The organism is Armatimonadota bacterium (assembly GCA_016223145.1).
Lineage (GTDB): Bacteria > Armatimonadota > Fimbriimonadia > Fimbriimonadales > Fimbriimonadaceae > Nitrosymbiomonas.
In genome coordinates, this window is sequence record JACRPN010000009.1 from 180,171 (window position 1) to 196,981 (window position 16,811).

The window sequence follows — 16,811 nt, forward strand, 5'->3', positions numbered from 1 at the left end:
TCCGGTGGAGCTCTTCGGGAAGCGAATGGGATGGGTGGCAACGGCGATGCCTACCCTTCCAGGCGGAATAGGATGAATGGCCCAGACTCCAACAGTTTCATTCAGACAGGATCGCCCGATGGACGGCTCAAACTCACCCTCCACTTCCCCGAGCCGGGCGAAAGCCGATCTCCTGAGTGGTCGCTCTCCTTCGATGGCAAGCCGCTGCTTGAGGGATGCTGTCTGAGCCTCTCTGTTGCCTCGAGGGGCGACCTTCTGGCGAATGCCGAGGTCACCAGAATCCAGGAATTCTCCCACCGGGAGACGGTACCGGTGCTCTTCGGAAAGTGCGCGAAAGCCGTCGACGCCTACCGCGCGGTAGCCATCCGGATGCGTTCTCTCGACGGCGGCGACATCGGCCTCGAGTTTCGCTGTTACGACGATGCCGTCGCCTTCAGGTACGAGGTGTTCATGCTGCCGGGGACCAAGAGCATCGCCGTTTCCAGTGAAGAAACGACGTTCCGCCCATCCGGCAATCCGACAGCCTACGCCCAGTACCTTCAGAACTTCACGACCTCGCACGAGGTGAACCACACCGTTTTGCCGCTCAAAAAGCTGATGGGCGGCCGACTCCTGGACACTCCGCTCACCCTTCAGCGCAAAGACGGCATCTGCCTCTCGATTACCGAAGCCGCGCTAACTCGTTATGCGGGCATGTCGCTGATGCGGCCCGTCGGCGACGTGGACGGCGACCTCGTCTGCCGGCTCTCGCCGAGGCCCGATGGCAACAAGGTCGCCGGGAACCTCCCGCTCAAGACGCCATGGCGCGTCGTCCTCGTTGGCAAGAACCCAGGCGCCTTGCTCGAATCCAACACCCTTTTCTGCCTCAATCCTCCCAACGCCATCGGCGACACTTCCTGGGTCAAGCCAGGCAAGATGACCTGGACCTGGTGGAACAACTACCTCTTTGAGCACGAACGCGGCGCCCCGATCTTCACCACCGAGGTCCAGAAAAAGCACATCGACTGGTGCGCCAAGAACGGAATTGACTTTCACGATGTGGTGGCCGATGAGCGCGACCATCCTTGGTATTTCAACGGCCAAGACGGCCTCTTTCCCGCCCCTAATGCCGACGTCACGCGGGTTCGGCCCGAGCTGGACTTGGCCGCCGTGTCCGCCTATGCCAAGGCGAAGGGAGTGCGCCTCTGGACGTGGGTCCACCAGGGCGCGCTTCGGGGAAGGGGCCTCGACGCCGTATTTGCGAGGTTCGCCGAAATGGGGTGGAGCGGCATGATGGTGGACTTTTTCGACCGGGACGACCAGGACACGGTCGAGTTCGCAGAGCGGATCCTCCGGGCCGCTGCCAAGCATCGAATCCTCATCCATTTCCACGGCATGTACAAACCGACGGGTTGGCAGCGCACCTATCCGAACCTGATGAACCACGAAGGTTCGCGGAACCTCGAATACATGAAGTGGAGCGACACCTGCCCTCCGGAACACACGCTGACGGTGGCGTTCAATCGGCTGGTCGCCGGCCCGATGGATTACCACCTGGGAGGCTTTCGCTCGGTGCCGAGGGCGGAGTTCAAGCCGCAGAACGTGGCGCCAGTCCTCTTGGGTACGCGCTGCTTCAACCTGGCGCTTTACGTCTGCATCGACAACCCCAACCCGATGGTGGCCGACTATCCGATGGCCTACGAGGGGCAGAAGGGCTTCGACTTCATCCAGGAGGTCCCCACGTGGTGGGACGAAACGCGGGTGCTGAAGGCCGAGATCGGCAAGCTGTTGGTGGTGGCGAGGCGGAAGGGACCAGACTGGTGGATCGGCGGTGCTTCCGCCGGCAAGCCGCGTGTGGTGGACGTGCCTCTCACCTTCTTGACCCAGAGGTTCTATGCGATCACGACCTGGTCCGACGGGACCGATGCCGAGCGGAATCCAAACGATCTATCCGCGTCCACCGTGATCGTCGCCGGGCAGAAATCGCTTCGGATTCGGTGTGCGACCGACGGCGGCTTCGTGTGCCGCCTAAGGCAGCACTAGGGCGAAGTGCTAGGGGCTCTCACGCTGAGAACGCAGAGTGGCCGCTGGGAACGCAGGGTAGTGCCTGCGGATGCTGGAGGAAGGGCGAGGGTCGACAAGAGAGGGGCGAAGCGCGAAGGGCGAGGGGGATGTCATCCCGAGCGAAGCGAGGGATCTGCTGCCAAGAAGTCGGGACCCACAGTTCACGGCCCGTTCAGGGAGTCCAGGGGCCCGTGCCTCAAGCCCTCCCCTCTCCCCATCAGATTCCTCGCCTTGCTCGGGATGACATCCTCCTGTCGCAGCAATTATTACCTCCCCAATGGACCATAATGCCTATATCATCAAAACACTTGATATTAGGGAACTCAAGACCGATAATATGCGTTAGAAAGCATTGACAGCCCCGCAGATGGGGCCATGCAATGAGGAAAAGAACCATGACCAGACCAATCGCAACGCTCTTTCCTGTTCGACCTTTCGACCGCCTTGCGCTCGACGTGGACCGCGCTTTCGACGCCCTGTGGGGCGGCAGCTTGGCCCCTGGCAACGTGGCTTCCGTCGGCCTCGTGCCGGTTGATATCTATGAGAAAGAGGGCGCGCTCCACTTCGTCGCCTCGGTTCCCGGCATCAAGCCCGAAGAGCTGGAGGTAACGGTCGAAAACGACGTGCTCTCGCTCAAAGGCGCCTTTTCGCAGGCTTGGGAATCCGACGAGGACGCCAAGGTTCATCGGCGCGAGATGCGCTCAGGTTCCTTTACTCGGTCTTTCCAGTTGCCGGAAAATCTGGACCTGGACAGCGTCGACGCAACCTTCTCGCATGGCATCGTGACGGTGAAGATCCCGATCAAGGTCGAGGTCAAGCCGGAACCCAAGCGAATCGAAGTCAAGACTCAACTCGACTAGCCTCCCCTCAACCCTCCCTCGAAAGGGCGGCCCGGCACCTCGGGCCGCCCTTTTCTTTCAGTTCTTGACGAGGGTCTCGTCGAGGTTCAGAAGAACATTGCCGACCACCGTCCACGCCGCCGTCTCGGCATGCCCAAGCGCGCTCGCAGGCGTGCGGCAAGCCTCCAAGAACCGTCTGGCCTCGTCCGGAGCGGCCTGATACTTGGCAAAGGCCTTGTCGAAAAGCTGGCGTAAGGCCGCCAGGTCGCGCTTTTGAGGCTGACGTCCGGTACACCTTCTGAAGCCGGCAGCCAGCCCGACATCCAGATTCCTCCCCACCGTCTTGCCCCGCAAAAGGAACGGATCCCAGGCGGCCTCTTCCATCTGCCTTCCCAGGGTTCCGGCGCACTCGATGAACACCGGATCGTTGAGGGTGTTCAGCGCTTGAAGCGGCGTGTTGGTGCGCACCCTCTTGGCCACGCATGTGTCGCGCTGCTTGAGGTCGAACGTGAGCGCCATCGGGTAGGGCGCCGTGCGCCGCCAATAGGTGTACATGCCCCGCCGATATCGGTTGGGCCCGGTTTCGTCGACCCACCGGTCCTTCGTATCGTAGAAGGTGAAGCTATTCTCCCAGACTCCGGGCGGCTGCGGCGGCATCACGCTTGGGCCCCCGATCGTGGGGTTCAGGCGGCCGCTCGCGGTCAGGGCGATATCCCGTATTCCCTCTGCGTCCAGCCTGAATCGGGGCCCACGAGCGAGCAGCGCATTGGCGGGATCGCGTGAGACGAGGGCCTTCGAGGACGCCGCCGATTGCCGGTAGGTCGCCGACGTGACGATGAGCCTGAGCAAGGCCTTTCGATCCCAGCCGCGAGCCATGAACTCGGTGGCGAGCCAATCGAGGAGTTCCGGGTGGGTCGGCGGATCGCCCTGGCTACCGAAGTCCTCCATCGTCACCACCAAACCCCGTCCAAAACAGCCCTCCCAAAGCCGGTTCACCTCCACGCGGGCGGTCAGCGGGTTGCTCTTCGAGGCCAGCCACTGGGCGAGCCCCAAGCGGTCGGGACGGGTGGCCCAACCTCCGAGGGCGCTCGGCGTGTGGGGAAGCACCGTAGATCCTGGAGTGCGGAAATCGCCGCGCTTGAGGAGGGCGTTGGGTCGGGGCTGCTCGACCTCGCGAAGGATCATCGTGGTGGGAAGTTGCGCCTCGAGCCCCTCCTTGTGAGCTTTCAGTTCTTTCACCCGAGCGGCGGCCTCAGCGAGCTCTGGCGCGATGCTCAGATAGTAGGTCTTGATCGCCGCCAGTTCGTCTGTCGTCCGGCTTCCGGCTGCTTTCGCGAGCGCCGATGCGGCAGGAGCCGGCAGCGGCGCGGCTTCAGCCAGGTCCGGGTCGGACGTCACGGCCACCCGAAAGCGGCCCAGATTGTGGTTCGCGTGCCGAGATTGGTGGTTCAGGGTCAACTCGAGCGTGTCACCCGCCTTTGCCGCAGCAGACCCTCGAACCTTAAGCTGAAGCTCGTGATGAACCCTCTGCTCAGGCAGAAATCCGGCGATGGCCCAGCCAGGCAGGTCGCCGTCGGCGAGCACCGACATGGGGTCATGCCCGCCCTGCGTGAAGTCGGCCTGCGCGCGATCGAATATGATCGGCGACGTCGAACCGTCTGCGTGGCGCAGGTTCGCGACAACCCGCCTCAGCACGAAGTTGCCGTTGAAGTTTCTCCCGGAACTGCCCTCTGGGAGGCTGGGATCGGGAATCGCCTCGATCTTCAGTCCGAAAAGGCTCCCGCCGGGCAAGTCGTACCGCACCTGATACCGGTCCTCGATGGGATCGGCGCCGGAGGCCAGCAGCGAATGATCCGGCAGCTCGGTGAGCGTGGCTCGGGCGGTCCATTCTCGCGGTTTCAGGACCTTCCAGCCGGCACGATGCTGTTCTTCCCACTCAGGCATTTTGGTGAGGGCGGTGGGGGTCCGGGTCAGCAGGTCGGTTTCAGCGCGCGCGAGCCTTTCTTCCAGATCGCTGAGCTTGGCTCTGCTGCCAGGATCGGCGACTCGGATCGTCGGGCTGATATCGCGGCCGTTGTCGGCGGTTTGGTTCAAAAAGGCATAAAGCCCGTAATAGTCGCGCTGGGGGAAGGGGTCGTACTTGTGATCGTGGCACTGGGCGCACGCCATCGTGCTCCCGAGGAAGCTGGTCGCCACCGCGTCGAGACGGTCCATGACCGCCACGACCCGGAACTCCTCGGGGTCGATGCCGCCCTCGTCGTTGAGCATCGAGTTGCGCAGGAAGCCGGTCGCGACAAGCTGGTCCTGCGTGGGATGGGGCAGCAGGTCTCCGGCAAGCTGTTGGATCACGAATTGATCGTAAGGCAGGTTCTTGTTGAAGGCCTGGATCAGCCAATCGCGCCAAGGCCACATCGAGCGGGGAAGGTCCTTTTCGTAGCCGTTCGTGTCGGCATAACGCCCTAGGTCCAGCCAGGCCCGCGCCATCTTTTCGCCGAAGTGTGGTGAAGCGAGGAGCGTGTCGACGAGCCGTTCATAGGCGTCGGGGCGTCGGTCGGCCAAAAAAGCGTCAAGCTGGGCTAGCGTGGGCGGGAGTCCGGTCAGGTCGAGAGAGAGCCTTCGGCAAAGGTTTTCGCGTGAGGCTTCTGGGCTGGGCCGGAGCCCCTCCTTTTCGAGCCTCGCAAGCACAAACCGGTCGATGGCGTTCTTCGGCCACTTGGTGTCGCGGACGTTGGGGAGTTGCGGCCGGACGGGAGCGATGTAGGCCCAATGCTTTCGCTTTGCTCCGCTGGTTTTGGCTCCGGCGTCGATCCAGGCCCGGAGCGCGGCGACGTCCTGGGCCTTCATGGGTGCAAAACCCATCGGCATGCGCGGCTTGCCGCCCTGCCCGAGCACGCGCTGGACCACGAGGCTCTTGGCGCTGTTGCCGGGAAGAACGGCCTTACCGCTCGCGCCTCCCTTCAAAAGGCCCTCGAGGGAATCGAGCACGAGGCCGCCGCTGGGCGCTGCCGAACCGTGGCAGCTCGCGCAGTGCGCCTTCAAGAGCGCAAGCACCTTTGCCGGATCGGCTCCTGAACTTGGAGACTGCTTGGATTGAGGTCCGCCGGAGGCAGCAAAAACCAAAGCGGTCGGCGCCAGGGCGAAAAGCGCCCTGGCGGCCCATGTCGTAGCCCCGTGGAAATCCATACTTAGGCTTCCATTATGCAGAGGTTCTTGGCACCTTCCAAGGGGCCGTTCAAAGGATACTAGGGTCCCTTGCCGTCCGAGCCGCTTCCTTGCGCCTCAGACCTCCTTTCCAGGCCCCAGAGCCAGAGTTCCAGCTTGGGATCATCACCGATCTTGGCGATGACCTCATCCTTTTCGCCGATGAGGACGCCATCTTCCGGCAGGTGCTGGGCGGCAAGCGTTGTGCCGGGATCGAGCGCGTCGGCGCGGTAGATGGGCTTGTCGTTGTTTGTGAAGTCGAAGGACCCCTGCGTTCCCGTCAAGCGGCCGGTTCCCCAAACCTCGGCAACCGGGAGGTCGCCCTCCACCTTCCAGGTAGGCATCGCGACGAGATAGGTCTTGCCATCCTCGGGGCTCCGCCATTCTTTGATGTCGGAGCGGAGAAGCATGACCGTCGGGGCCGGCTCACCTGAGCAGCCCGCAAGTGCCAGCGTAGCCACTGCTAGGAGCAGCAACGCCTTAAGCGTCTGTTTCATTGTTTTCCTTCCTGTTGAGCGTTCGCGCCTCCGGTGTCGTAACCCGAGGGCGTCCAACTAGCACAACCGGCCCCAAGGCGGGCCGGTTCCTGACAGGGCCCGCGCGGATTGGGGCGGGCTGCGCCGCCCCTCTTTTCGGAGAAAACGGGCAGCCGACCCCGAAGGAGACTACTGAGAGGTGTCCCCACAGGAGACTATTGATGAGGTGTCCCCGCATGGGACAGCAGAGAGTAGCCAGGGGTTGAGCGAAGTGAAACCCCAGGTTTGCGTCACCTCGAAACCAGCACCCCAACGGGGTGCCACCATTCCATTGAGGCAATTCCGGGCGGACCCCGAAGAGAGATCGTGGAGTATCTTCTCACCACGTTGCCATCCCCCTCGTCCACCGATCTCCTCTCGCTCGTCGACGTCGCGTTCGACCCACGAACCGGCGGCCGCAGCGGGCTGTTCACCTACCGCGTGGATCGCAAGGTGGACGAGGGCCAGGCGGTGCTGGTCCCCATTGGCGGGAGGCCGGCGGTCGGCTTCGTGTCTCGCTTCTATCTGACTCATCCACTGGATCTGCCCTTTCCGGAATCCCAACTCCGATCGGTGATCGGACCCATCGAGGGCCTGAGCCTGCCCAGGCCGCTCATGGATCTTCTTAGGCACGTCGCCGACGAATATCTTTGTCCGTTGCCGGTGGCTCTCGGCGCCGCCATACCGCCCGGGACCCTTGAGCGCATGGTGAGCCGGTGGACCCTCGACGAAGACCGGCTGGCGCAGATTCCGTTCACCCTGGACACCCTCGCCAAAGAAGCTGTCGATGCGCTCCGAGCAGCGGGGGGAAGCCTCCTAGCAGGAAGGGGTAAGCGCCTTCTGCCAGGGGCGGACAAGGCGCTCAAACTGCTCCGTGCAAAGGGGATCGTCGCGCACACCCTTGAGCTGGGATACGAGGCCCAGGCAAGAAAGCCGTCGAAAATGCTCCGACTCTCCGCTGATCCCGATATGGTCGACAACTTTCTTTGTCGGCAGGCAAGGCGCAAGCCCGCACAGGCGCTCGTGCTCCTTCGTCTCTCGGAGCTGGATTCCCCCGCCTTGACGGGTGCCGATATCAAGTCGCTCTGTGGCGTCACCGACGCCACGATCAAATCCTTGCTCGAGGCCGGACTTATCGAGCCGCTGCCTGAAGAGTCTTCTCGAAAGCGGCGCCCTCCCACCCCGAATCCGCATCAGAAAATCGCCATCGAGGCCATACTTGACCCGCTCCAAGCGCATCAGTTCAGGGAATTCCTGCTTTTTGGGGTCACCGGCAGCGGCAAGACCGAGGTCTATCTGCGCTGCGCGGCAGAAGCGCTGAAGGCCGGAAGGCAGGTGCTGTACCTGGTTCCTGAGATCGCTTTGGCCTCGCAAGCGGTTTCGAGTCTGCGCGAGCGCTTTGGGAACCGTGTGGCGGTGCTGCACTCGGAGCTCCCTCCGAAGGAGCGCATGGACAATTGGAGCGCGATAAGGTCGGGCGACGCCGCGGTTGTGCTCGGCGCGCGAAGCGCGCTGTTTGCGCCTCTCGGCGACATTGGGTTGATCGTCGTGGACGAAGAACACGAGTCGGGCTACAAACAGGAATCCTCCCCGCGCTATCACTCGCGCAACCTCGCCCGCCACCTTGCTAAAACGCACGGTTGCCCCCTAGTTCTGGGTTCGGCGACCCCGAGTGTCGAGACCTATTACCGGGCCGAGAGGGAAGTCATCACCCTCCTGTCGCTGCCCCAGCGCGCGGCTAGCGCCCGCCTCCCGGAGGTGCGCATCGAGGACCTGCGGGAGGGCTATCGGCTGGGCCAAGCCGCATTGCTCTCAGAGAGGCTCATTGAGAGCTTGGCCGAGACCCTGAACCTGGGCCAGCAGGCCATCCTGTTCCTAAACCGCAGGGCCTATTCCCCGTCGCTGATCTGCAGGGACTGTGGCCAGCCGTTTCGCTGTCCAAGTTGCGCCGTCTCGCTCTCGTATAGCCGCAAGTCCGGGAGGCTTAGGTGCCACCATTGCGGCTATCAGCGGCGCCCACCGGACACCTGTCCGGTGTGTTCGGGCGACCGGATCAAGCCGTTTGGAGTCGGCACGGAGAAGGTGGAAGAGGCCGTGCTCGCTCTCTTCCCCAACGCGAAAGTGGCTCGCCTCGACCGCGACGTGAGCCAGCGAAGGGGCGCTGCGGAGAAGGTGCTCGCCGATTTCGCAGCTGGTGAGACACAGGTGCTCGTGGGGACCCAAATGGTGGCCAAAGGGCTCAACTTCCCCAATGTCACCCTTGTGGGCGTCATTGCCGCCGATCAATCCATCAATTTCCCGGATTTTCGCGCCTCCGAGCGGACCTTTCAGCTTCTTTCACAAGTCGCGGGGCGCGCCGGGCGTGGAAACTCGCCGGGGAAGGTGGTGATCCAGACGCTCACGCCGGAACACCGCGCAATCGTGTGTGCACAGGGCCACGACTATCTTTCCTTCTATGAACAGGTCCGCGCCGAGCGCGAGGAAGCGGGCTACCCACCCTTCGTGCGGCTCGTGAACTTCGTGGTCTCCTCAGAAGACCAGGACAAGACGATCGCCTCAGCCAAGGAAGTCGCCAAGCGCGTGCGTTCGGCGCTTCCCGAAGCCGCGGTGCTGGGTCCCGCGGACTGCGCCCTGGAGCGGCTGAACGGAAAGTGGCGTCGGCATCTCGTCGTAAAGCTCGATCCCGACGCCTCGCTCACGCCTCTTGAACAAGCCCTGAAGGGGTTTGCGCAAGAGGGAGTGACGCTGGTGGTCGACGTTGACCCGCAGTCTCTGATGTAGTGGACCCGGAGGCGGCTTACTCCTCCGTCGCCGGCGGGGCATCCGTATCGTCCAGCACCACGTCCCTTTTTTCCTTGATCAGGATCCCACCGACGATCGCCGTGATGAGGGCGATCGAGATCGGATAGGCAAGCCCCATCAGCTTGTTCCCCGTGCCCTTCGAGACGGCCGTGACGATCACCGGTACCAGGCCGCCGAACACGCCGTTGCCGATGTGATACGGGATGCTGAGACTCGTGTAGCGAACGCGAGTCGGAAAGAGTTCGACCAAGAACGCCGCGATGGGCCCATACACCATCGTGACAAACACCACCTGCAGCAGCACATATAAGCTGAGGGCTACCATCATGCCGCCGCTCGGCGTAAGGGTCTTCTTGGTTTCCTGCTTGGGCTTGGGGTTCTCGTCGTCGACGGGGGTTCGGTCGATCACTTCGACTTTGAAGCTCGAACCGTCGTCGTAGTTGGTGATCGTGGTGGCCGTGACTACCGTTTCTTGGGTCTTGGGGTCCACCGTGGTCTTCGTTCCGACCGCCGGCTGCCCAGCCACCGGCTGAAGATCCTGTACGTTCGCCGCCGAAGCCATCCCAGCATAGATCGGCAGATAGGCGAACGCCGCGAGGACCATGCCGGCGATGATGATCGGCTTGCGTCCGATGCGGTCGGAGAGCGCCCCGAAGTAGATGAAGAGCGGGGTGCCGATCAGGAGCGCGATGGCGACGATGACGCTGGCGGCGCCTTTGTCGATATTGAGTTCGGTTTGAAGGAAATAGAGCGCATTGAATTGGCCGGTGTACCAGACCACGCCCTGGCCCATCGTGGCGCCGAAGAGCGCCAGGAACACGAGCTTGCGGTTCGTTGGGTTCCGGAAGCTCTCGGTAAGCGGGTTCTTGGAAACGGCGCCTCTTTCTTTGAGTCTGCTAAAGAGGGGCGATTCCTGCATCCGAGCCCGGATCACATAAGAGAACACAACCAGCACCAAGCTCAAGAGAAACGGGATGCGCCAGCCCCAGGCGTCGAAGTCGGCACTGGATAGGTTCTGCCGGACGAGCAGAATCACTCCCAACGAAACGAACATGCCGAGCGTCGCCGTGGTTTGAATGAACGACGTGTAGTACCCCCGCCTTCCGTCAGGAGCGTGCTCCGCGACATAGGTCGCCGCGCCACCGTATTCGCCCCCCAGCGCCAGGCCCTGGATGAGCCGGAAGGTCAGCAGAAGGAGCGGGGCGAACACGCCGATCTGGGTGTAGGTGGGCAAGAGGCCGATGGCGAACGTGGAGCCACCCATCAGCAGCAGCGTGACCAGAAACGTGGTCTTCCGCCCGATCACGTCACCGAGCTTCCCGAAGAATGCCGCGCCGAAGGGTCGGACCAAAAAGCCGGTGGCAAAGGTTGCCAACGTATTTAGAAGGCCGGCGGTCGGGTTGTCCTTAGGAAAGAAGTTCGGCGCGAGCGTGGTGGCGAGCACCCCGAAAATGTAGAAGTCGTACCACTCGATCATCGTGCCGACCGAACTGGCCGTAATGACCCTGGCAAGGACCGATCCGTTCTGCTTGATTGCCATACCCCAGTGACCTATGAGGCTGCGTCAATGCGTCTGGATGTCTCGGCCTCTTCCGTGATGAAGGCTTCCAAACCCGTGACTGACGGACACAATGACGCAGCTTCCAATGAGGGAGGCAATTCAAGAGGCCGGCAGTTGATTCCTTCTTTTGGGCTTGCGAAAACTCGGTGCTCTTCAAGCGCCGTCCATTAGGAAGTGTTCCTGCCCCAGCTCGAAGCCCGCGCGCAGCCTGATGTCCGCACTGCTTGATCCGATTTGGACCTCGAACTGGCCAGGCTCGGCGACGAACCCCTTGCGCGATGGATCGTAGTACGCCAATGCGTCTGGCCCGAGTTCGAGTTCGATCTTGGCGGCTTCTCCGGGCTTAAGGGCGACCTTGCGAAAGGCCTTGAGCTCTTTGGGTGGCCTGGGGAGGGCGCTTTCGAGATCTGCCACGTAGACCTGGGCGACCTCCTGTCCGGCTCTGGAGCCGATGTTCTTGACCGAAAAGGCAATAGAAACAGAGCCTCCAGCAAGCGATTGCACCGAACAATTTGAATATTCAAAGCTCGTGTAAGAAAGGCCGTGGCCGAACGGGAACAGGGGCTCGATCCGCTTCTCGTCAAACCACCTGTATCCAACGAAGATCCCCTCCTCATAGGTGGTTTCCAGGTCGACACCAGGGTAGGTGCCGTTGGCGTGCGCCGGGGAATCTTCGAGCCTGGCCGGGAAGGTGCAGGGCAGTTTTCCGCCTGGGTTCGTGTCGCCGAAGAGCGCTTCGGCGATGGCCGAGCCGGCTTCCATCCCTGGATACCACGCAGCGATTACAGCCTTGACGGCGCCCAGCCAGGGCATCTCCACCGGCCCGCCGGTCTCCAGGACCACGATCGTGTTCGGGTTCGCTTCGGCCACCCGCGCGATGAGTTCGTCCTGCTGGTAAGGCAGCTTCATGTCGCGGCGGTCGGTGGCCTCATCGTCGAGAAACGGGGTGTGGTTCAGTCCGGCGATGATGACGGCGACTTCGGCGTGCTTCGCCGCATCGACCGCACGGCCGATCAGCCCCTGTCCACCGCCCTGCCGGTAGCCCATCGAGAAGGTCACGTTCGCCTGGGCCCCGGCGCGCTTGGTGATGCCCTGCAGGGGGGTGATTTCGTAGAACGCCTTAATGCCCGAACTGCCGCCGCCGGGCGCGTGCAGCCTGACGGCGTTCTCGCCGATCACGGCGATCGAGCCCACGGTGTCGGCTGAGATTGGCAGCGCGGCGTTCTCGTTTTTCAACAGCACGAGGCTTTCCGCGGCGATCGTTTTCGCTGAATTGTGATGCGCAGGAGTGTTCAGAGCGCCATCGGGCCTGCCATCGAAGGCGCCGGTCCAGAACATCACCCGCAGGTTCCTTCGCACCTTTTCATCGAGGGTTTCCACCGAAAAGGCGCCGCTCTTGAGGCCCTCGAGGTAAGGCCCAGAAAGGTAATAGTCCTCGTAGGGCTTCTCCGTGCCCATTTCCAGGTCAAGCCCGTTCTCGACCGCCTGAGGCGTGTCGTGGGTTCCAGCCCAGTCCGACATCACCAGCCCTTTAAACGCCCATTCCCCTTTGAGAACGTCGTTCAGCAGGTAGGCGTTGTGGCAGCAGTGCTCGCCCCGGAACCGGTTGTAGGCGCCCATCAGCGTCCAGACCCCCGCCTCCTGAACGGCGGCTTTGAAGGCCGGCAGGTAAATCTCGCGGAGCGCGCGTTCGTCCATCTCGACGTTCACGCGCATGCGCTGGGTCTCCTGGTTGTTGGCCGCGAAATGCTTGATGCACGAGGCCACCTTGTGCGATTGAACGGCCTTAACATAGGGAACCGACATCTGCGCTGCAAGCACGGGGTCTTCGCCGAAGTATTCGAAGTTGCGGCCATTAAGGGGCGTGCGCATGATGTTCACGCCAGGCCCCAGCATGATGTGTTTGCCGCGCGCCAAAGCCTCCTCGCCGATCACATGGCCGTAGGCCTTCGCACACTCCGGGTTCCAGGTTGCCGCGAGTCCGATGAGCGCGGGCAGACAAGAGGCAAAGTCGTCCGTGCGCCCGGCGGAATACCAGGTATCGGGCCCGACGTCTTCCCTCACGCCGTGAGGACCATCCGAGAGCCAGCGCGTGGGGATGCCCAGCCGCGGAATCGCGTTGGTGGTGAATTTCGTGTCTCCGTGAACCAGGGACACCTTCTCTTCAAGGGTCAAACGGCCGAGCAGATCCTCCACGCGGGCTTCAAGAGAGAGATTCGAATCGAGATAGGGGGCGCACTCGGGCGAGGATGCAGTTGTGGACATCGGACTACCCTGAGTATGCCGCACCTTGGGGCGAGTTAGCCGATGCGCTGATGCCGGACGCGCTGGATTTGGGGCCAGGAGTCTCGGAACCCGGCAATTCTGCCGAAAATTGCGGATAGACTGGCCCAACTAGCCAGACGCGATTGTGCAGGTGCTCCATGCTGTTCCTGACCTCAGCCGTTCTCCTCGGCGTGTCGCTGGGCCATCGGCCGGCCGAGCTTTCACCCCTTGATGCCAACGTGGAATTTCGCTGCGCCGGAATGCCGGCAAGCCGAGCGCTCAAAGAGCTGGGTGAAAAGTGCGGCGTGTCTCTTTCGGCATCGGGTCCCGCGAAGGACCTGGTGCTGGTCCTTGATTTCAAGGACGTCGCGCTGAAAGAGGTCCTGCCCAAGATCGCCAAGGCCGCAAGTGCCGAGTGGAGCGAGAGCAAGGGCGGGTTCGTGCTGAACCGTTCGTCAAAGCTCTTGCAAGAGCAGAGCCGAAAGCACCTGGAGTTGCGAGCGAAGGCGTTCGCCGAGTCGCAGGAGAAGGTCCGAAAGCAACTTGGAGCGGGTAGCGACTTCGATGAGGGGAGCGCCAAGCGGCTGGGTCTTGAGATCGGCGCTTTCGTCCAGAACGCCGCACAAGGGAACCCGGAACAGAACTATGAAGGGATGAACGCGTTGGAGGGCAAGCTCCCGGCCCAGGCACTTGCCAAGCGGCTCACGGTCCTTCTCGATCCCGCGGCGTTGGCCCTTCTGGACAACCACGAGGTGGCCGTCTACGCCATGAACCCCAACCGGATGCAACGGCCGTTGCCACCCGGAGCACGCGCTGAGATCGAGCGCTTTTCACGAGAGATCGCACTTTTAGCGGCGCATCTGCCCAAGGACCCCGATTCACGGGCGATGATGCGCTTGGGGTCCGGCGTCCGCGAAGCGTATGCCTGGCGGAGGGCCGGCATCCAGACCCCCAGCACCCTGCTCTGCAAGGTGTTCAGCCAGGAGGACCGGCGTTTTCGGGTGGAAATCATCCTCGCCGACGACTCGGGCAAGCGGATCGGCAGCGGCTCCGTTTACATGGCGCCGGAGCAGGATATGCCCACGCCGCCCAAACCGGGCGAAACGCCCGCCGGCGAGAAACCGATCGAACTCACACCCGAGGCCGACGAGTTGGTCTCGGGCATCAAGGCCGCGATGAGACGCGAAGATGGCGCGGGCGACTTTCCGGCGCTCTCCCCCAAGCTGCGCGAGATGATCCTGAACCCGGAAAAGCATGAACTGGCCGAGGCGGGAGCCGGTCCGATGCTGATGGCGGCAGCAAAGGCGAAGGGGGTGCATCTTGCGGCATGCGTTCCCGACTTTCTGGCGTTTCTCTTGCCGATGCTGACGGCTGTGGGCTTTACCACTCCCTCCCAGCTTCTAGGCAACCTGCGCGGTCCCTACATGGAGAGCGTGGCCGAGGAGCAGAACGGGTGGCTGGTCATCCATCCGGTGGACCCTGTCGAGGTCGAAAAGCCCTTCGTCGAGCGCGCGCTTTTGGGGCGAACCGTGCGGTCAGCGGTGGCCAACGGGTCGCTGAGCCTCGACGAGCTCGCCGATTTCGCAGTGCGCCACAAGGGCTCGCCCGAGGAGTCCGCCCTGATGCCGCATCTCCTGTTCTTTGGCTCCAGGTCGGCAAGCTTCATCGGCAACTCGAACTGGCCCTTTTTGAAGCTCCATGGACTGCTGTCCGCACAGCAGAAAGAGGCTTTGTTTTCGGGAAAGTCGTTGCGGCTCGGCGAGCTTTCGGGGCCCGTTCAAACGCAGCTTGCCCGCATGCTCTACTGGGAGCAGATCAGGAGCTTTCGAAGCCGCGAACCTCAGCGGTACGATCCCGAGCGCTTCGATGACCCGACCCAGACCCTGTCGCACGAAGCCACGCTATGGTATCCAAACGGCCTGCCTTCAGGCACGATGCTGACGGGCACGGCCACCATTGGAACCACAATCAAGTTCCGAGGTACTCAGGAGGGAGGCTATTCGACCAGCGGTGACTGGCCGCCCGGCGCGGTCGCGAACTACCTTTTGGCCAAGGAGCGCGGAGATGCATGGGCCTCGATGATGGACTTGAAGAGCTTCCAGGCTGCGGAAAAGACGGAGGTCACCTATGAGGTGGACGCCGGCGGGCCAACGACCTACCTTGGGAATCTTGAGGTGCTTCGTACCTTGGGAAACGCGGTTGACAGTCTGGAGAAGCTCCCTGCTGAGGTTTGGGCCCAAATCCAGCAGCAAGTGAAACTCCTGCGCGAAACCGCAAACAATCGGCGCATTCCGCCACGTCGGTAAGATGGGGTTGCTGCTTAGCTCAAACCGTGCCTATGAACCCAAACGTCACCCAGCTCTTGTCCGCCGACCCGAACCGCACCGTCATGGGGACGGCGCCGACCCTAAACGCCACCCAGACGATCAAGCCGGTGCAGTGTCCGGTGTGCAAGACCTTCAACCCCGCCGGAGTGATGTTCTGCGTGGAGTGCGGGCTGATCTTCGATCGGGCGCTGCCGGACGACGCCTTCGGCGCGCCGGTCGTGCGTCTGCCCGTGCTGGTGGACTCGAACGGCAAGGAGTTCCCCATCCGTCCCGGCGCGAACGTGGTTGGCCGCGAGGGCGATGTGATGCTGGCCGACGCGAAGGTCAGCCGCCGCCACGCGCAAATCACCTCGAATGACGGCACGTTTGAACTCGAAGACCTGGGAAGCACCAACGGGACCGAGTGGAACGGCGAGAAGCTGGCGCAAGGGGACAAGCGGACCCTGAGCCAGGGCGACAAGGTGTCGTTTGGGGGCATTGAGCTGACGCTCTCGATGCCTGGTGCAGCCGGTTCGACCGAGATGCTCAGCCCGAACCGGACGGCGATGCTCTCCGGGCCGCCGAGCGTAGGCAAAGGTACAGAGGGACAAGGGGACCAAGGGACAGAGGGACCAGGGGACGAAGGGACCGCTCCTTCATCCGCGGACCTCGGACCTCGGACCTCGGACCCTGCGCCTTCACCGGCCGCCTACCTGTCCATCGACGGCAGCGACATGCCCTTGAAATCCGGCGTCAACACCTTCGGCCGCAAGCCGGAGAACGACGTGCAGATCGTAGACCCTTACGTAAGCGGGAAGCACGGGGTCATCGATGTGCGCGAAGATGGCATCTACCTTACCGACTCGGGCAGCACCAACGGAACCTTGATGAACGGCGAAAAGCTAGAGCCGAACGCGGAGAAGCTCGTCACGGAGGAGGATGAGATCAGGATCGGCGGGTTGGTGCTGCGGATCAGGGCTGCGGCTTGAGGCCGGTATTCGATTCGGTGTTTGGCGGGGTCCTTGTTGCGCTTGATCTTGCGATCTTTTGGGCTTTTCTGCGGAGAGATAAGCCTGAAGTAAGTGAAGCTCGACAGACACTTGTTCTGCTGGTCTTGGGAACCTTGGCTGGCGTCGCGATCTGGAACTACTGGCGTGACTTCGCGGGCATCATTCTCCTATGTGCCGCGATTCCCGTGGCGGTTTTTGCGACCATCGAGAGGATCGATGCGCGGAAAGCTCGCAAGAAACGCAATGCCTGATCAAAACCTATGCAAAGA

10 protein-coding genes are annotated in these 16,811 nt (G+C 62.6%); 6 read left to right on the forward strand and 4 right to left on the reverse strand.

Annotation, left to right across the window (positions count from 1 at the left end; genetic code table 11):
* Window positions 1-72: 72 nt before the first annotated feature.
* Both HZC36_07910 and HZC36_07915 read left to right on the forward strand, forming a co-directional pair.
* The gene (locus HZC36_07910) at window positions 73-2,022 is read left to right on the forward strand and encodes a glycoside hydrolase family 97 protein (GenBank protein ID MBI5706899.1); all 1,950 of its coding nucleotides are present in this window, start codon (window positions 73-75) and stop codon (window positions 2,020-2,022) included.
* Window positions 2,023-2,438: 416 nt separating this feature from the next.
* Window positions 2,439-2,903: an Hsp20/alpha crystallin family protein gene (locus HZC36_07915; protein ID MBI5706900.1), complete on the forward strand. Its 465-nt coding sequence runs from the start codon at window positions 2,439-2,441 to the stop codon at window positions 2,901-2,903.
* A 57-nt stretch (window positions 2,904-2,960) separates the two neighbouring features.
* Here HZC36_07915 and HZC36_07920 read toward each other — a convergent pair whose 3' ends face one another.
* Both HZC36_07920 and HZC36_07925 read right to left on the reverse strand, forming a co-directional pair.
* Entirely contained in the window at window positions 2,961-6,065 is a 3,105-nt protein-coding gene (locus HZC36_07920) for a DUF1549 domain-containing protein (protein ID MBI5706901.1), read from the reverse strand.
* A 59-nt stretch (window positions 6,066-6,124) separates the two neighbouring features.
* Window positions 6,125-6,580: a hypothetical protein gene (locus tag HZC36_07925; protein MBI5706902.1), complete on the reverse strand. Its 456-nt coding sequence runs from the start codon at window positions 6,578-6,580 to the stop codon at window positions 6,125-6,127.
* A 345-nt stretch (window positions 6,581-6,925) separates the two neighbouring features.
* Here HZC36_07925 and priA point away from each other — a divergent pair, with 345 nt between their 5' ends.
* Window positions 6,926-9,379 carry a primosomal protein N' gene (priA, locus tag HZC36_07930; protein ID MBI5706903.1) on the forward strand — a complete coding sequence of 818 codons (2,454 nt, stop codon included), beginning with the start codon at window positions 6,926-6,928 and terminating at the stop codon, window positions 9,377-9,379.
* 16 nt (window positions 9,380-9,395) lie between these two features.
* On the opposite strand, the gene HZC36_07935 is transcribed toward priA, so the two are convergent.
* The gene (locus HZC36_07935) at window positions 9,396-10,940 is read right to left on the reverse strand and encodes an MHS family MFS transporter (protein MBI5706904.1); all 1,545 of its coding nucleotides are present in this window, start codon (window positions 10,938-10,940) and stop codon (window positions 9,396-9,398) included.
* 174 nt (window positions 10,941-11,114) lie between these two features.
* Entirely contained in the window at window positions 11,115-13,226 is a 2,112-nt protein-coding gene (locus HZC36_07940) for a glycoside hydrolase family 3 C-terminal domain-containing protein (GenBank protein ID MBI5706905.1), read from the reverse strand.
* 158 nt (window positions 13,227-13,384) lie between these two features.
* Here HZC36_07940 and HZC36_07945 point away from each other — a divergent pair, with 158 nt between their 5' ends.
* The 3 genes from HZC36_07945 (at window position 13,385) to HZC36_07955 (ending at window position 16,793) form a co-directional block, all read left to right on the forward strand.
* A complete protein-coding gene (locus HZC36_07945) occupies window positions 13,385-15,532 on the forward strand; it encodes a hypothetical protein (GenBank protein MBI5706906.1) in 2,148 nt (715 codons plus the stop codon).
* A gap of 32 nt (window positions 15,533-15,564) precedes the next feature.
* A complete protein-coding gene (locus tag HZC36_07950; protein ID MBI5706907.1) occupies window positions 15,565-16,521 on the forward strand; it encodes an FHA domain-containing protein in 957 nt (318 codons plus the stop codon).
* Between the two features lie 125 nt (window positions 16,522-16,646).
* Window positions 16,647-16,793, forward strand: a complete 147-nt coding sequence (locus HZC36_07955; GenBank protein MBI5706908.1) for a hypothetical protein — start codon at window positions 16,647-16,649, stop codon at window positions 16,791-16,793.
* Window positions 16,794-16,811 lie beyond the last annotated feature (18 nt).